At 33.4% G+C, this 15,797-nt stretch carries 8 protein-coding genes; 5 read left to right on the top strand and 3 right to left on the bottom strand.

The window, feature by feature from the left end; translation table 11 throughout:
* The 5 genes from EMN46_RS11410 to EMN46_RS11390 all read left to right on the top strand — a co-directional run.
* On the top strand, positions 1-3,052 hold a 3,052-nt coding region (locus tag EMN46_RS11410), incomplete at its 5' end, for a gliding motility-associated C-terminal domain-containing protein (RefSeq protein ID WP_154200934.1).
* A gap of 1 nt (position 3,053) precedes the next feature.
* On the top strand, positions 3,054-3,974 hold the full coding sequence (locus tag EMN46_RS11405; RefSeq protein WP_154200933.1) for a PorP/SprF family type IX secretion system membrane protein: 921 nt from the start codon (positions 3,054-3,056) through the stop codon (positions 3,972-3,974).
* 51 nt (positions 3,975-4,025) lie between these two features.
* On the top strand, positions 4,026-5,978 hold the full coding sequence (locus EMN46_RS11400; RefSeq protein WP_229130342.1) for a PKD domain-containing protein: 1,953 nt from the start codon (positions 4,026-4,028) through the stop codon (positions 5,976-5,978).
* A gap of 16 nt (positions 5,979-5,994) precedes the next feature.
* Entirely contained in the window at positions 5,995-6,981 is a 987-nt protein-coding gene (locus EMN46_RS11395; RefSeq protein WP_154200931.1) for a hypothetical protein, read from the top strand.
* A gap of 16 nt (positions 6,982-6,997) precedes the next feature.
* Positions 6,998-10,144, top strand: a complete 3,147-nt coding sequence (locus EMN46_RS11390) for a sensor histidine kinase (protein ID WP_154200930.1) — start codon at positions 6,998-7,000, stop codon at positions 10,142-10,144.
* 306 nt (positions 10,145-10,450) lie between these two features.
* Here EMN46_RS11390 and EMN46_RS11385 read toward each other — a convergent pair whose 3' ends face one another.
* The 3 genes from EMN46_RS11385 to EMN46_RS11375 all read right to left on the bottom strand — a co-directional run bounded on the left by EMN46_RS11385 (position 10,451) and on the right by EMN46_RS11375 (position 15,797).
* Complete coding sequence (locus EMN46_RS11385; protein ID WP_154200929.1) at positions 10,451-13,207, bottom strand: PAS domain S-box protein; 2,757 nt, start codon at positions 13,205-13,207, stop codon at positions 10,451-10,453.
* Positions 13,208-13,741: 534 nt separating this feature from the next.
* Positions 13,742-15,136 (bottom strand): CotH kinase family protein, encoded by a 1,395-nt coding sequence (locus EMN46_RS11380; RefSeq protein ID WP_154200928.1) that lies wholly within the window; start codon positions 15,134-15,136, stop codon positions 13,742-13,744.
* A 10-nt stretch (positions 15,137-15,146) separates the two neighbouring features.
* Positions 15,147-15,797: a DUF2490 domain-containing protein gene (locus EMN46_RS11375; RefSeq protein ID WP_154200927.1), complete on the bottom strand. Its 651-nt coding sequence runs from the start codon at positions 15,795-15,797 to the stop codon at positions 15,147-15,149.

Here is a 15,797-nt window from a genome sequence, read left to right as displayed (position 1 = left end):
CGGAACATTAATCAGTTCTAGTTTGGGCGGCAATACAGCAGCAGTTGGAGAAGGTACTTGGACACAATTTTCAGGACCAGGTACAACAACATTTAGTGCTCTTCATTCTGAAAGTTCTACCGCGACAGCAAGTGCTTATGGAACTTACGTTTATCGATGGACTATTGCCAACGGGACATGTGCGTCAACAAACGCAGAGCTGACCGTTAATTATTATGAGACACCTACAACAGCTACCGTTGGAAGCGATCAAGATCAATGTGGAACATTAACAAGTTCTAGTTTGGACGGAAATGAAGCAACGGTAGGAGAAGGTACTTGGACACAAGTTTCAGGACCAGGAATAACGACATTTAGTGATGTCAATTCTGAAAGCTCTACCGCTACAGCAAGTGCATACGGGACTTACGTTTATCGATGGACCATTGCCAACGGAACTTGTGCATCAACAAGTGCAGAGTTGACCGTTAATTATTATGAAACACCAACTTCTGCATCAGTAACAGTTGAAAATCAAGATCAGTGCGGAACATTAATCAGTTCAAATTTGAGAGGTAATGAAGCAACGGTAGGAGAAGGTACTTGGACACAAATTTCAGGACCAGAAGCAAGTACTACGTTATTTAGTAATGTCAATTCTGAAAGTTCTATCGCTACAGCAAGTGCATATGGAACTTACGTTTATCGATGGACCATTGCCAACGGAACTTGTGCATCAACAAGTGCAGAGTTGACTGTCAATTATTATGAAACACCAACTTCTGCATCAGTAACAGTTGAAAATCAAGATCAGTGCGGAATATTAATCAGTTCAAGTTTGGGAGGTAATGAAGCAACGGTAGGAGAAGGTTCTTGGACACAAATTTCAGGACCAGATGCAAGTACTACGTTATTTAGTAATGTCAATTCTGAAAGTTCTATCGCTACAGCAAGTGCATACGGAACTTACGTTTATCGATGGACCATTGCCAACGGAACTTGTGCATCAACAAGTGCAGAGTTAACTGTTAATTATTATGAGACACCAACAACAGCTACCGTTGGAAGTGATCAAGACCAATGTGGAACATTAATCAGTTCTAGTTTGGACGGCAATATTGCTACGGTAGGAGAAGGTACTTGGACACAAGTTTCAGGACCAGGGACAACGACATTTAGTAATATCAATTCTGAAAGCGCTATCGCTACAGTAAGTGCATACGGAACTTACGTTTATCGATGGACCATTGCCAACGGAACTTGTGCTTCAACAAGTGCAGAGTTGACTGTTAATTATTATGAAACCCCTACAACAGCTACCGTTGGAAGTAATCAAGACCAATGTGGAACATTAATAAGTTCTAGTTTGGACGGGAATAAAGCAACGGTAGGAGAAGGCATTTGGACACAAATTTCAGGACCAGATGCAAGTACAACAATATTTAATGCTCTTCATTCTGAAAGTTCTATCGCTACAGCAAGTGCATACGGAACTTACGTTTATCGATGGACTATTGCCAACGGAACTTGTGCTTCAACAAGTGCAGAGCTGACTGTTAATTATTATGAGCAACCAACAAGTAATGCCGGAACAGGAGGAAATGAATGTGGTTTGGACTTTACGTTATCTGCTGTAGCAAGTGTAGGCACGGGAACTTGGACAAAAACAGATGGATCTGGGATGGCGACTTTTTCACCCAATGCAAATACGCCAACTGCAACAGTCACGGTTGATGCCTACGATACTTATGAGTTTACATGGACCGAAGAGAACGGGACTTGTTCGGATAATGCTTCAATAAATGTGGATTTTTATCAAAAACCAACAATCAATGCAGGAACAGGAGGAAATGAATGTGGTTTAGATTTTACGTTATCTGCTGTAGCAATTGTAGGCACTGGAACTTGGACAAAAACAGATGGATCTGGGATGGCGACTTTTTCACCCAATGCAAATACGCCAACTGCAACAGTCACCGTTGATGCTTATGATACTTATGAGTTTACATGGACTGAAGTGAACGGAAGTTGTTCTGATAATGCTTCAATAGATGTGACCTTTTATGAGCAATCCGTGGCCAATGCAGGAACAGGAGGAAGCGAATGTGGTTTGGATTTTACGTTATCTGCAGTAGCAAGTGTTGGAATAGGAACCTGGACAAAAACAGGTGGATCTGGAACGGCTACTTTCTCACCCAATGCAAATACGCCAACTGCAACAGTTACCGTTGATGCCTATGATACGTATCAGTTTACGTGGACCGAAGAGAACGGGACTTGTTCTAGTTCAGATGATGTTACAATTCATTTCTATGAGCAACCACAAAAAGAAGACGATAGTTTTATAGATGTTTGCGGATTAGAATATAATTTGCAAGAATCGACTGCATTATTTAGTGGCGAGTGGGTATTTAATTCAGGACCAGGTAATGTTGTGTTTGAGCCGAATAGCACGTCTTCTGATGTTAAAATTAGGGCTAGTGAATATGGCGAATACTATATTTCGTGGGAAGAAAGTAATGGGGTTTGTGAAATTCAGAACAAGTTTATTATTCATTTCTACAAAGCTCCAATTGCCTTTGCGGGTGAAGATATTAATTTAAATTATCCTGAGAAAATAACTTTAAATGCAAAATTATCTACTGACGGATTTGGCGAATGGACTATAATATCTGGAAGTGGAAATATTTATGATACAAATTCAGAATCTACCGAGGTGGATGGCTTAAGTGGTGGGACTAATGTTTTTATGTGGCGTGAAATTAATAATACGTGTGAAGATCAGGATACGGTTCAAGTAAAAGTAGATGCTTTTTTTATTCCTACAGTGATAACACCTAATGGGGATAGTAAAAATGATTTGTTTATTATTAAAGGGGTAGACAATATTAAAAGGATTGAATTAATCATTTTTAATAGGAGAGGAAATAGAGTATTTATTGATACAAATTACAAAAACACTTGGGATGGTACAGATAATCAAGGTAAAGAATTGAATGCGGAAACTTACTTTTATGTTATAAAAATGGATAACAATAAGGTATTTAAAGGAAGTCTAGTAATCAAAAGATGATATGAGAATATTAAGAATAATTTGCTTCTTATTGATGTTGTCTAAAATGGTTCTAGCTCAAAATCATGACATAAATCAATATTATATATTTAATTATCTTGCTATTAATCCTGCATTTGCGGGTAGTAGTAAAGCGCTTAGTGCTACTTTGATTTATAGAAATCAATGGGTTGGTTTTAGTGATGCTCCAACAACAAATTCTGTTACAATACATTCACCTTTGCGTAAACAAAAAATGGGTATAGGCTTAAATATCATTAGCGATAATATTAATGTTAGTAATGAAACTAGCATTATGGGTAATTATGCCTATTATGTTGACTTTAAAAATAGTACATTAGCTCTAGGTTTGGGTGTTGGACTTCGTTTAAGGAATACCAAATGGACAGAACTCGAAGCAAATGATATTGATGATTATTTAATACAAAGTAATTCTCCAACTTACATAAATCCTGATGTTAGTTTAGGTGTTTATTATACAAGGGGGAATTATCATCTTGGATTTTCAATTCCTTATCTTTTAAATCATGAGTTCGATTCGACTAAAGACAAATATGTCGTTCGAAACGATAGTAAATACTACCAATATTTAATAAGTGGTGATTATAGCTATCAAATTAACTCAAAATCATCAGTATTACTTGGAAGTTTAATAACACTAAATCAGACAGATAAAATAAATGTAATTTCTAACTTTCGTTTTACCTATTTAGAAAAATATGCTATTGGTTTAGCCTATGACAGTGAACAATGTGTATACAAAAGTATTTTGCATGTTCAATTAAACCGTCAATTGACTCTTGGGTATTCCCTTGATATCAACAATAATGCAATCAGTAAATATCAAAATGTATCTCATGAATTTATGCTTAGATACAATTTTGGATATGTAATTAAAGTATCTAGTCCTAGAAATTTTTAATAAGATATAATGAATAAGCGTCCTATTATATGTCTCATAACAATATTCATTATGGCTATTAATGCCTATGGACAAGATGTGAATTATCGTGCACACTTAGCTCCATTTTGCAAATATCAAGACGATGAGTTTTCGCCCATCTTTTTTAAAAATGGGATTGTATATTGTTCAAATACAAGACAAGATTTATTTTTTACTTTTTCCACTCCAGAGAACAAAGAACTATTCAATATGTTTTTTGTGCCTATTAAGCATGATAGTATTCAAGTCTCGCCTAAACCTTTCTCTACTGAGTTAATGACCAATTTTAATGATGGACCTGCGGCTTTTGCGAAAAATGATTCAATGATTATATACTCGCGAAATACAATGGTCGACAGTAAAAAGAGAGATCACATAACGAGTGGCAACATGCTTGGCCTGTTTATTTCTTACATAGAAGATGGTGTTTGGATGGAACCAGAGCCATTTTTTTACAATTCCGATGCGTATCACCTGACTATGCCAACTTTAAATAGTGAAGGAACTCAACTCATATTTGCATCAGATATGCCAGGAGGCTTTGGTGGTTTAGATTTATATTATTCTGAAAAAACAGGCAATTTTTGGACTGAACCTCTCAATTTAGGCGATAAAATTAATACAAAGGAAAATGATTGTTATCCTTTTTTATCTGACAATGATATTCTATTTTTTGCATCGAAAGGACACAATAGCATAGGTGGTTTGGATATTTTCTACTCAAAACAAGAAAATATGGTTTGGACAGATCTAGTGCATTTATCATCGCCAATTAATACACAATTTGATGATTTTGGTTTAATTACAGATGTGAATTTTGAGGATGGTTATTTTTCGACTAACAGAAATGGTAGAGATGATATATTCAAATTTGAAACGAAATATCCTCAATTTATTAATTGTGATTCTCTAAAAGAAAATGAATATTGTTTTCTCTTTTATGATGAAAATTCCATTAATCTTGATGCAAGCAAATCGCATTACGAATGGGATTTTGGAAATGATATTAAATTGAGGGGGAAAGAAGTGACTTATTGTTTTGATGGACCAGGTGATTATCATGTTAAACTAAATATTATTAATACTGAGACAGATGCTGTCTTTCTAACTCAATCAACCTACGACTTTGAAATTCGAGATTACGAACAGGCTTATATTAGTTGTGTTGATAAAACAGATATCGAAAAAGAGGTGGTATTTGATGCATTCAAAACGAATTTGCCTAATTTTAAAGTATCTGAATATTATTGGGATTTGGGTAATGATATTTTTAAGAAAGGAAGTAAAGTAACAAATCGTTACACAAAACCAGGTCGATATAAGATTACTCTTGGCCTTAGGAGTGAGAAGGATAGTCTTGGTAGGCGAGATGAAATGTGTATGGAAAAATATATTCTTATTAGAGATCCTAATAAGTTTAAACATATTGAACCTAATTTAATACGTGTAATAACTGATCATATTAAACTACCAAATATCGATATACTTGATGATCTTCCCAAACAACTGATCCCATTCAAAAACAATATAAACATTCGATATTTCAATTATAGCAACGATATGCTTGATAACCCTGCATTAGCGCTTTCGCTTGAAAGTGAGAGAGCTAAGAATAGGGAGACATCTATTAAGTTTAAAAAAGTAGAACAAGATCTAAGATTATTATCAGATTCATTTAAATTCGCATATATTGATCTGGAATTAAATAATATTGAAGATAAGGGTAAGTCGATTATTTACCGTTTAGCACAACTCTTATTAGCGAATCCAAAGGTTGAAATTAAGGTAGCCTTACATGTACATTCTTCTGATCGAAATAGGTTTGATGAAGCAACAAAAACAGCCAATACACTGGTTGAATATTTAGTGATGCAAGGTGTAGAGAGTAATAGGCTTAGAAGTGCTGTATTTGGAATCTCTAACAACAAAAAAGGCGTACCAACAAGTGCTGAGTATGTCAGTTTTGAATTAGTAAAAGAATAACATAACAATTTGATATATGAAAAATATTATTTTCACTTTAAGTCTTATCTTTTTTATTAACATAGGATGTGTAGCTCAATCTATTCCAGCCGTTGAAGAGAATATTCCATTTTTAGTCACGTTTGGAGCTGATTCTGAAACCTCATGGGGAGATGATGATTTTTATCAAATCTATTTCTTTTTGGTTCCAGAGAATCACACTGAGCCAATTTATATTCGGGTTTTCGATCCAGAAATTGGCGGTATGCATGACGAAGCGAAAGGTCAATTTAATACTGAAAATAATATGTCAATTTATGGTGGTCTCGATTGTTGGTCTAATCCGGATGCTCAAAGCGTTAATGTGGAAGAACATTCTAATAGTGGTAATTTATTGATCTCAAAGAATTTTAAAAATGAATCTATATTTGATAATAAATGGTACACATTTGGTCCAATTAATCCATTTGAAGGTGAGATTGTTAATAAATTTGGAGGTCGAGTATTCAAATTGATTGTTAAAGGTTTAAGAGGTGATGATGGCAACTTATATAAGTTCTTTCTTAGTTCTTCACCTAAAGAAAATAAACCTGTAGAAGGAGGAAATATTTTTACTTATGAATATACATTTAGGTTATCCAACGACATGAATGACATATCTCAAATCTATCCTTATATAGATGATAAAACCATTTCGGTTGAAATAACTAATTTTGATTGGGATAATGATGGTTATATACGCCTTAATTCAGTCGTGAAAAATGGCGTTTTATGTGATGTGTCAAATGAGAATCAATGGGTTCACAACAGATTTAAAATCGTTAAAAGAGAAAAAAACACATCATTAGAATTACAATTTATTAAAAGGCGTGATGTCTTGGTGAGAGATAATAATGTTGTCATATCAGTTCGAAATCAATATGGTGAACTTTTACCGTTTTTTTCTGTCCCAATTGGAGGAGTTCCGGTTTATGTACCTCAAATAAAAATGAAACCAATTCGCAGAAATCCTAAATCGAAATAACCATACCTTCTACCCGATGAATCTATTGAAAAAAATATATTTAGTCAGCTTATTTCTATCTATTCAGTTTTTGGCAAATGCTGAAGACAAACAATTTATCAATTATAATTTTGATAGCGATCAAAATCCTAGTTATATCTATTGCCTGAGCCAAGACAGTATTGGCAATTTATGGATTGGCACAAGTAATGGATTAGTAAAATATGATGGGTATAATTTCAGGTCTTATACAATAAATGATTCATTGGGCGAGAATTTTATAACATGTAGCCTTAAAGGGAAAAATGGGATGTGGTTTGGTCACATGAATGGTGTGCTTACTTTTTATGATGGAACGACTTTTAAACCTATTGAATTGCATGCGGATAAGAAAAGTAAAATTGCCGATTTAGAGAAAGATGAGTATAACGACATATTTGCAATAAATCAGGCAGGAGAACTTTTTCTTGCAAACCATAATAGTGTTAATAAACTTCCAATACAAGATACTTTCCCACCTATTAATGCCATAAAAGTAATTGATGATCAACAAATGCTTTTGGGTACTCAAAATGGAATTCATTTAATAGCATATCGTACTGGCAAAACATTAAATGTTGAGGCTTTTAGCAGTTTACAAAACTTTTCGATAGTTGATATTGAAAAATGTCGTCATCAAAATGGATTTTGGTTGTTAACCAAAGATAACGGTATCTATAAAATTTTACATCAAAAGGGGCAATGGCAAGTTGTTAAAATACTTGAGGATACAATGCCCCAAAAGGCACAATGTTTTATCGAAGACAAGCAAGCAAACCTATGGGTATCTAGTATTAATTCGGGTTTATATAAATATGTTCCCTCTAAGGGAGATAAGTACTTAATCGATGAGCAATTCTCGATAAAAGATGGCCTAAGGAGTAATCAAATCAAGACCGTTTTTGAAGATCAAAGAGGTCATATTTGGCTTGGAGAGTATGGTGGTGGATTAAGTCGATTTTTTTCAGAGGCATTTTCCATTTTGAAATTTAATGAAAAAAAATATGGTGATAATATAACAGCCTTAAATCTAAATGTTGACTCCGATTGGATTGGAACAAATAGGGGAGTTATTCAAGTAGATGCTCTGACAAATAAAGTTCTAAAATTTATTAATCTTAATTTCAGAGACCCAAACGATAAAGTTCGATCAATTTATTTTGATAAAAATAATGATTTATGGATTGGAACTGAAAACTCGGGACTTTTACTTTTAAGATCACAATCGGGTAAACTTATTGATATCAATTTGAGAGAAGGAAAGCTTGAAAATTCAATTACCAAAATTGTTGGACAAGGCGATGTTCTTTGGATTGCTACAAAAAAAGGCGTTTGTTCTCTAAACACAAAAACAAAGGAGAGATTCTGGTACACCATGAACGAAACGGGTTTACCTCACAACTGCATTAACGATTTACATATTGATAAAAAAGGACGAGTTTGGATTGCAGCTATAACAGGTTCAATTTGTTATATTTTGGATCAGAAAGTTCATAAAATAAATATCTCTGATGATGGTTCTTTAATTCAAATTGTTTCGATTACGGATGATGATTCTGGCGCGATATGGTTTGGCACACAGGGCAATGGCATATATCGATTTGAAAATGATTCCATATTAAATTTTACCAGTCAAAATGGTTTACTCTCTAATTATTGTTATTCCATTATAAATGACTTAAAAGGTAGACTATGGGTGACACATAAAGGAGGTCTTAGTAGAATCTCTGTCGATAATTTTAACATTAAGCCAATCAAGGAAATTGGTGTAAAAACCAAACTGAGTTTTAACGAAAATACTTCTGGAATAGATAGTTATAGTAATATTTGGTTCGGTTCTGAAGAAGGTATCTTAAAATATAATTTGCAAAAAGAGGTTGCTCAGAATTTGCCACTCAAATTACAAATTACATCGGTAAGTGTTAATGGAGAGATAGTAAAACCAGTTGGTCCACTTAAATTAAAAGCCAATAAGTATAAGCTTAAAATCAATTTTAAAGGTTTTGATTTAACAGCTGCTAATTTAATTAAATATCAGTATAAATTAGATGGGTTTGATGCGTATTGGTCAGATTTTACATCCAATAGACAAGCTGAATATAAGCAATTAGGGCCAGGGGAATATCACTTTATGTTAAAGGCTGTAGATGCAGAAGGGTATATGCTTAAAAAGGCTGTTAATCTGGATATTGACATCAGTTATCCAATTTGGCAGAGACAATGGTTTCTTATTATGTCTATAGTCCTCTTAATTGTTTTTGTTTATATGTATATTAAATACAGGGAAGTTAACCTAAAACGTATACAAAAGGGATTAATGGTTAATCTTGACGAAAAGTCAAGGGAGATTATTGCAAAAGAGGAAATTATAAAAGAACGAAAAAGAAACGAAAAAGCTTTGATTAGTGCCAAAGAAAAAGCTGAAGAATCAGATCGGTTAAAATCAGCCTTCTTATCCAATATGTCTCACGAAGTTAGAACCCCGTTGAATGCCATAATTGGATTTTCAAAATTAATTACTTCACCCGATATAAACGAAGAAATAAAACCAGAGTTTTGTTCGATTATAGAGTCAAATGTTTCGGATTTATTACATCTGGTTGATGATATTATGGATTTCTCAATTATTGAAGCAGGTCAATTGAATTTAGACTTTATAGATTGTGAATTAAGCACCATTTTCAAGGAGTTATATAAAATATATGAAGTTAAACTCATGGGGGATCCGGAAAAAGATATTGAATTAATCTGTAATTATCCTGATCAAAAATATTATATCAAAACCGATGAATATCGTTTAAAACAAATTATCAATAATTTTTTAAGTAATGCTATAAAATTTACTGAAAAAGGACAAATTGAATTTGGTTACATTATTAATGATGATAAGCAGGTTACTATTTTTGTAAAAGATACAGGAATTGGTATTGCCGAAGATAAATTTGAAGGCATTTTTAAAAGATTTCAAAAAGGTTTTGGTAAGGAGAGTAAAACTTTATATCGAGGTGCAGGCTTGGGTTTAGCCATTTCAAAAAACTTAATTGAGTCCTTGGGAGGTAAAATTTGGTTTACTTCAGAGCTGAACAAAGGGTCCAACTTTTATATCACTCTAAATCCAACCTTGGCTAATAAAATTAAAGAATAAGTCTTGGAATGTCTGTGCACGATTAGTTTTTATTGTGCTGCCCCAAACTTAGGATCGAGATTATCTTTAGAATAGGAAATTATTAACATGCTTCATGAACGAGGGGATTATAAATCCCCAACTCTGTACCTGTAGATAGCATATCTGCAGGAGCTACGGTTCTCTTTTATAGTTTCGTTAGGAACGTCAGTATGGTAGCAAGGAGGAATGGTTTGTTTCCTTTTTTTAAGCTCCGTAGGAGCGATACCTTGAATCTGCATCAAAAATAATATCTGCAGGAACTATGGGACGCTATTCTGTTTGAGTTTAAGAATTTAGAGGTAAAGTGAATTGGAAGTTTGAGCCTTTGTTTTTTTCCGATTCAACCCATATTTTTCCACCTAGAGCTTCTACGTAGCCTTTTGCTATGGATAAACCAACTCCCGATCCTTCATAAATTTTTGAAGTCTCAATATCTTCTTGTTCAAATCTGTTAAAAATACGATCGAGTTTATCATGGGCAATACCTATACCTTGGTCTTTTACAGAAAATCGAATAGAATCTTCTTCTTGCATGCACTCAAAATCAATTTTTATAATGCCTTTATTTGAGTATTTAATGGCATTTTTAATCAAGTTGGTAAGAATAGAAACAAATTTTGTTTTATCTGTTACCATGTCGATACCTTTATTTTCAGCTTTATTAATAAATTCTAGCTGTATCCCTTTTTGTTCTGCCTCGGGCTTAAAAAATAAATACAAATCCTGTATTTGTTCTGTAATGTTTAATTTTGTTTTCGAGATTTTTACTTGGGCTGATTCAATCATCGAAATATCAATTAAATCGTTTACTGTACGGAGTAGCCTTTCGCCACACTGTTTAATTATATTGATGAACTCATTTTTTTCTTCGCCATTTATATTGGCATCTTGCAATAGGTCTGTAAATCCTAAAATCCCATTCATCGGTGTTCTAATTTCATGACTCACATTCATTAGAAAGGCTGATTTTAGTCGATCACTTTCTTCTGCTTTCTCTTTGGCTTTAATTAATTCGTTTTTTATTTTTAAATCATCAGTAATATCTCTGGAAACCTTAATATAGCTTAGAAGTTCCCTCTCTTTATTATATACAGGCGTAATAACAACCTCTTCTACATATAGCTCACCATTCTTTTTTTTGTTTGTTATTTCATCTTTCCACACTTTTCCCGACGAAATGGTGTCCCAAAGGTTTTTGTAGGCCTTTAAAGGCGTTATACCTGATTTATGGATGCTGGTAGGTTGTCCTATCAGTTCTTGATGTGTATATCCAGACGTATTGCAATAGCCTGGGTTTGCGTAAATAATTTTTCCATTTAGGTCTATCTGGGCTATTGGAGAAAGACTTTGATCAATTGCAGAATTTAGTCGGTGTATCTCATATTCCGCTTTTTTTCGGTGACTAATATCATTAATAATAGAATATATTAATGATTTTCCATTTAAGATAATTTCACCACTAAACACTTCAACATCAACTATCTTTCCATTCGAAAGTTTGTGTTTGTGTTCACTACGAAATTTTCTTTTTTGCTTTGTTTTAGTTATTTCGTCCAGTATTGATTTTTTGTTATCGATACTAATATCTGGAATAGATAAAGTGCACATCTTTTTTTTCGAATAACCATAAAAGTCACTAGCCGATTGGTTTGCATCAACAATTTTTCCATTGATATCGTCTACCAATATCATGACTGAAGCATTTTTATTAAAAAGGGAATGGTAGACTTCATTACTTTCTTCAGCTTTCTTTTTTGCTATTTCAAGAAGCTCAACATACTCTACTCTTTTTATGAATATGCCTATGTTATGGGCTATAATTTCTAGTACTTTAAGTTCAGATTCGGTGTAGGCATTCAAGTTAGAATAGTCTTGAACGGCAATAACTCCAATAATTTCTTCTGTTAGTTTGTTGATGATGGGAGCGCCCATCCATGCTGCAGAAGGTTCTTCAATAACTTTGGCATTACTATTAGAATACACTTGCTCTTGTGCTTCACCTACTATAATTTTTCCTTTTCGGGTTTCACGAACCAAATTGGTTAAGCTACCTTCTAGCTTACTGATGTAATTCTCGGGGTATTCAGTAATGGCGTCAATGTGATAGGGAAAGGCGTATTGTTCAGTTGAAGAATCGTATAAAGCGATGTAAAAATTTTCAGCGCTTATGAATTTTTTTATTTCTTGATGAATTTTGCCAAGATAATCTGAGAGCGAGTTGTCGCTAAATGACAATTCTGATATTTCGTACAAAAATTGCTGTATATTTTCTTGTTTTTTTTGCTCTGTTATGTTTCGTATTATGCCAGCAGTTTGATTTTTATTGCCAATTTGAAGTGGAATTTTAGTAATTTCTAAAATTTGATCACCCAATTGTTTGATCTCATGATTTTTCTCATTTTCTATAATTGCTTTTTTATCGGAGCAACCAAAGTCTTTGCCAAATGGGTTTTCAAAAATTTCTTCGTCACTTTTGTGTCTTATTTCATTCTCTGTTTTGTTCAGAAAATTACAAATACTCTTATTTGCTTTCAGGTATTTCTGATTTTCATCCTTAATGTAAATCATGCTCGAACTTGAATTAACGTATGCTTCTAATTGTAATTCACTTTCAGCTTGACGATTTTGGGCTTCTTTTTGTATCGAGATATCAACAATATATCCATCATAATTTATTGTGATATTCTCTTCGTTTTTAATTGCTCGAGCAGTCAGTAAAATCCATATCGGAGTACCATCCTTTTTTTTGAATTTTATTTCTGCATTTTTGCTTTTAGGACTAGGTTGAACATCAAATTTTGCAATTATTCTTTCGCGTTCATTTCTATCAAAATAGAAATCAGCAATGTTTTTTGAAAGCAACTCTTCCTTTTGTTTATAACCAAATAATGAGGCAAATTTTTCATTAACCATTGTAATTTCGCCTCCTCTTGTTGTTTGGTAGAACCCAATTGGTGCAAAATCGATAATGTCTTTGTAAATATCTTTATCCTGTAATTTTGAGATCTTTTTCACTTCACTCTCACCCACTTTTCTCTCCATCTTAAATTATGAATAAAATTAATCTTTAGGATTTAGTAAATATCTGATACGATGTTTGCTTTTACAACGAGTAGAATAATAGCTTACTGTATTTATTGCAATTACGTAAACGTATTGAATGAAAATGAAAAAAACAAATGTAAATATAATATTTTCTAGACCATTTAACTTTTATATAGCCTGATGATTAACGCACTTTTCAAGGTGTGCTTATTCAAATTTAACCACTTAGTGGTATATAATAGCTACTCTATGTATTTTACATAGAGATATTTATTTCTATTTCTTTTTGTGGTTTTTTTTAAAATCGGTCAGTTAAGGAGCCTTGCCAGATATATTTAGGGCTTTTTGTGCTGAAAATTGTCAAGTATTAAAAAGGTGGAGAACTGATTTTACATCAGCATCTCCACCTTTAGTTTATTTATAAAATGGTTCTAGTTATAACTATTCTTTGTTTGCATTTCGTGTGTAAGAAATGAAGGGCAGCGATAGAAATAACATATATACGAATTTGGTTCTTATTGTCATGAATATTTAATTAAGATAACTATTTACAGCATCGCTTCTTTCTTGAGCGTGTGTTTTAAGCGTTTCTACTGCCTGGTCGAATTCAGAATCGTATGAAATGTAAGTATATCCCGACTCTTCAGCGTAAGCATAGTCTTTAATTAAATTGTAATAAGTTGTGTAAGTCTCGCTAAGTTGTGCAGGAATAAACACTTCGTTTACAAATTGAAGTAAGTAATCTTCGTACACTTGTTTGTAATCGGCATCATCAATCAAGTAGCTGATCAAAGGCCACGAAGAACTAACTTCGTCTAAAGAAAGACTTAGTGAACCATATGCTTTTCCATATTGTAGGGCTTCATTATTGTCCCAAGGAATCCACGTTAATTTACTTGTGGCTGGATCGTTATATAAAAAATAGTTGTGTGTCATATTACCATATGTATCCCAATTTTGAATGACAGTATTGGCTGCCAACCATTTCAAGAATCCATCTACATTAAATACCTCTTCCAAATTGGTTTTCCATTCGGTTGTATTGTTTGTTCTGTCGCTACTGTTAATAATGGTGTACAATGCTTTTACATCTGTGTAATCACCTTCATCTTCGTTGCTTTTCTTTTCCATTTCGCCCTCATTAAATGTGTTGTTTGCAAAAGAGGCAGCGTCACCATCTGGCTTGTACAAGTTTCCCGAGTCATCAGTAAATTGTGTTTCCAATACAGTATCATCAACTTCTTCGACTAAAGCGTAAACACCATAGTATTGCGATCCCGAACCATTGTCGATATATATAACACAGAAAGTTGTTTGAGCTGATGCTAAGCCGAATTGACGAAATAAATCGGCACCCACTTTTTCGCGCATCAATGAAGAATCGTCGTAATTGTTATTAAGATTGAGTTGCTTGAAACCATAAAAGCGTTGGTTCTTTAAAGAAGGGTAATCGTCTTCGAACTCATCGAAATCAAGTTTAAAAGAAAGCTTATTATTGCCTTGCTGATAAGCAGTACTTAAGCTTGAGTTGCCTTTGTAACGAATACCAACATGATACCATTCTGTATCGTTAAAGTTAAAGGAACAAGGCACCCAAATTGGATCGAAATCAGTAGTACTTGATTGTCCAGGTCTTCCTGAATTACCTCCTAAATTAGAAGATAAATCCGATTGCATATCAGACCAATCATCTGAGTCTATTACGATATCAAATCGTAATACTTCGTTTTGATTGAATACAACTGAGTAGTTTAAATCAGCATTTTTACTGTGAGTGGCATCTGTCCAATCAGGATAAGTTTCGGTGTTAACAATAACTTCTTCTTCAGTTGTTCCTTCTTTGGTGTCTTCAATGGCGTCATCATCGCGACAAGCACATGTTATTCCTATTAATAATGCCAGTAGGTATAGATATTTTAGTTTCATAATGTTTAGTTTAAAATTTCAGTTTGTAGCCAATATTTACAATGTGTTTGTTTTTAAATTCGTTCTGAAAATAGTCGAATTTATATGAAGCCTCAATGTAATTTTTCTTGCATATTTTGTAATCTGTGCCAACGAAATAGCGCATTTTGTATAAATCACTGCCACTTGTTTCTTGAAAAGCTTCTAAACCTATAAAAGGTGTAAACTTGCTTTTGCGAATGTTGTATTTTACTGCAGCCTTATAGCGTAACATATTATTATCCGAGTCATCATCGGAGAAGTTGGTATAGCTTATTTTTAAGGATGGTTCAAATCTGCCAAATGATCTGTCATACTTAGCACTTAGTAAATAACGATTATAGTATTCGGTACTTTTAGTTTCTCTTTTGTTTGCATAAAAACGTAATCCGGCTCCCAAGGACAGATTCTTAATTAATTTATAGGAAATATTTCCTTCCAAAAGTGATTTGTCTAAAGCGAAATTTTCATCGAATCGTAATTCAGGACTAATACTTACTTTTAGGTTTTTAAGCAGTTTTGTACTTAGTGTGACCGAAGTTCTAGTTTGAAATTCATTTTCAACTTCTTGTGCTTTTGCTGATGTTGCAACTAGCAGTATAAGTAAAATGAGGTAATGGGTATTTTTAATTTGCATTTTCAT

Source organism: Ancylomarina sp. 16SWW S1-10-2 (assembly GCF_009669305.1).
GTDB lineage: Bacteria > Bacteroidota > Bacteroidia > Bacteroidales > Marinifilaceae > Ancylomarina.
This window is presented reverse-complemented; position numbering and strand designations above follow the sequence as displayed.

Excerpts from the sequence above, each read along its gene's own strand:
- EMN46_RS11405 (WP_154200933.1), top strand. The coding sequence starts at position 3,054 with ATGAGAATATTAAGAATAATTTGCTTCTTATTGATGTTGTCTAAAATG.
- EMN46_RS11375 (WP_154200927.1), bottom strand. The coding sequence starts at position 15,797 with ATGAAAATGCAAATTAAAAATACCCATTACCTCATTTTACTTATACTG.
- EMN46_RS11395 (WP_154200931.1), top strand. The coding sequence starts at position 5,995 with ATGAAAAATATTATTTTCACTTTAAGTCTTATCTTTTTTATTAACATA.
- EMN46_RS11390 (WP_154200930.1), top strand. The coding sequence starts at position 6,998 with ATGAATCTATTGAAAAAAATATATTTAGTCAGCTTATTTCTATCTATT.
- EMN46_RS11380 (WP_154200928.1), bottom strand. The coding sequence starts at position 15,136 with ATGAAACTAAAATATCTATACCTACTGGCATTATTAATAGGAATAACA.
- EMN46_RS11385 (WP_154200929.1), bottom strand. The coding sequence starts at position 13,207 with ATGGAGAGAAAAGTGGGTGAGAGTGAAGTGAAAAAGATCTCAAAATTA.
- EMN46_RS11400 (WP_229130342.1), top strand. The coding sequence starts at position 4,026 with ATGGCTATTAATGCCTATGGACAAGATGTGAATTATCGTGCACACTTA.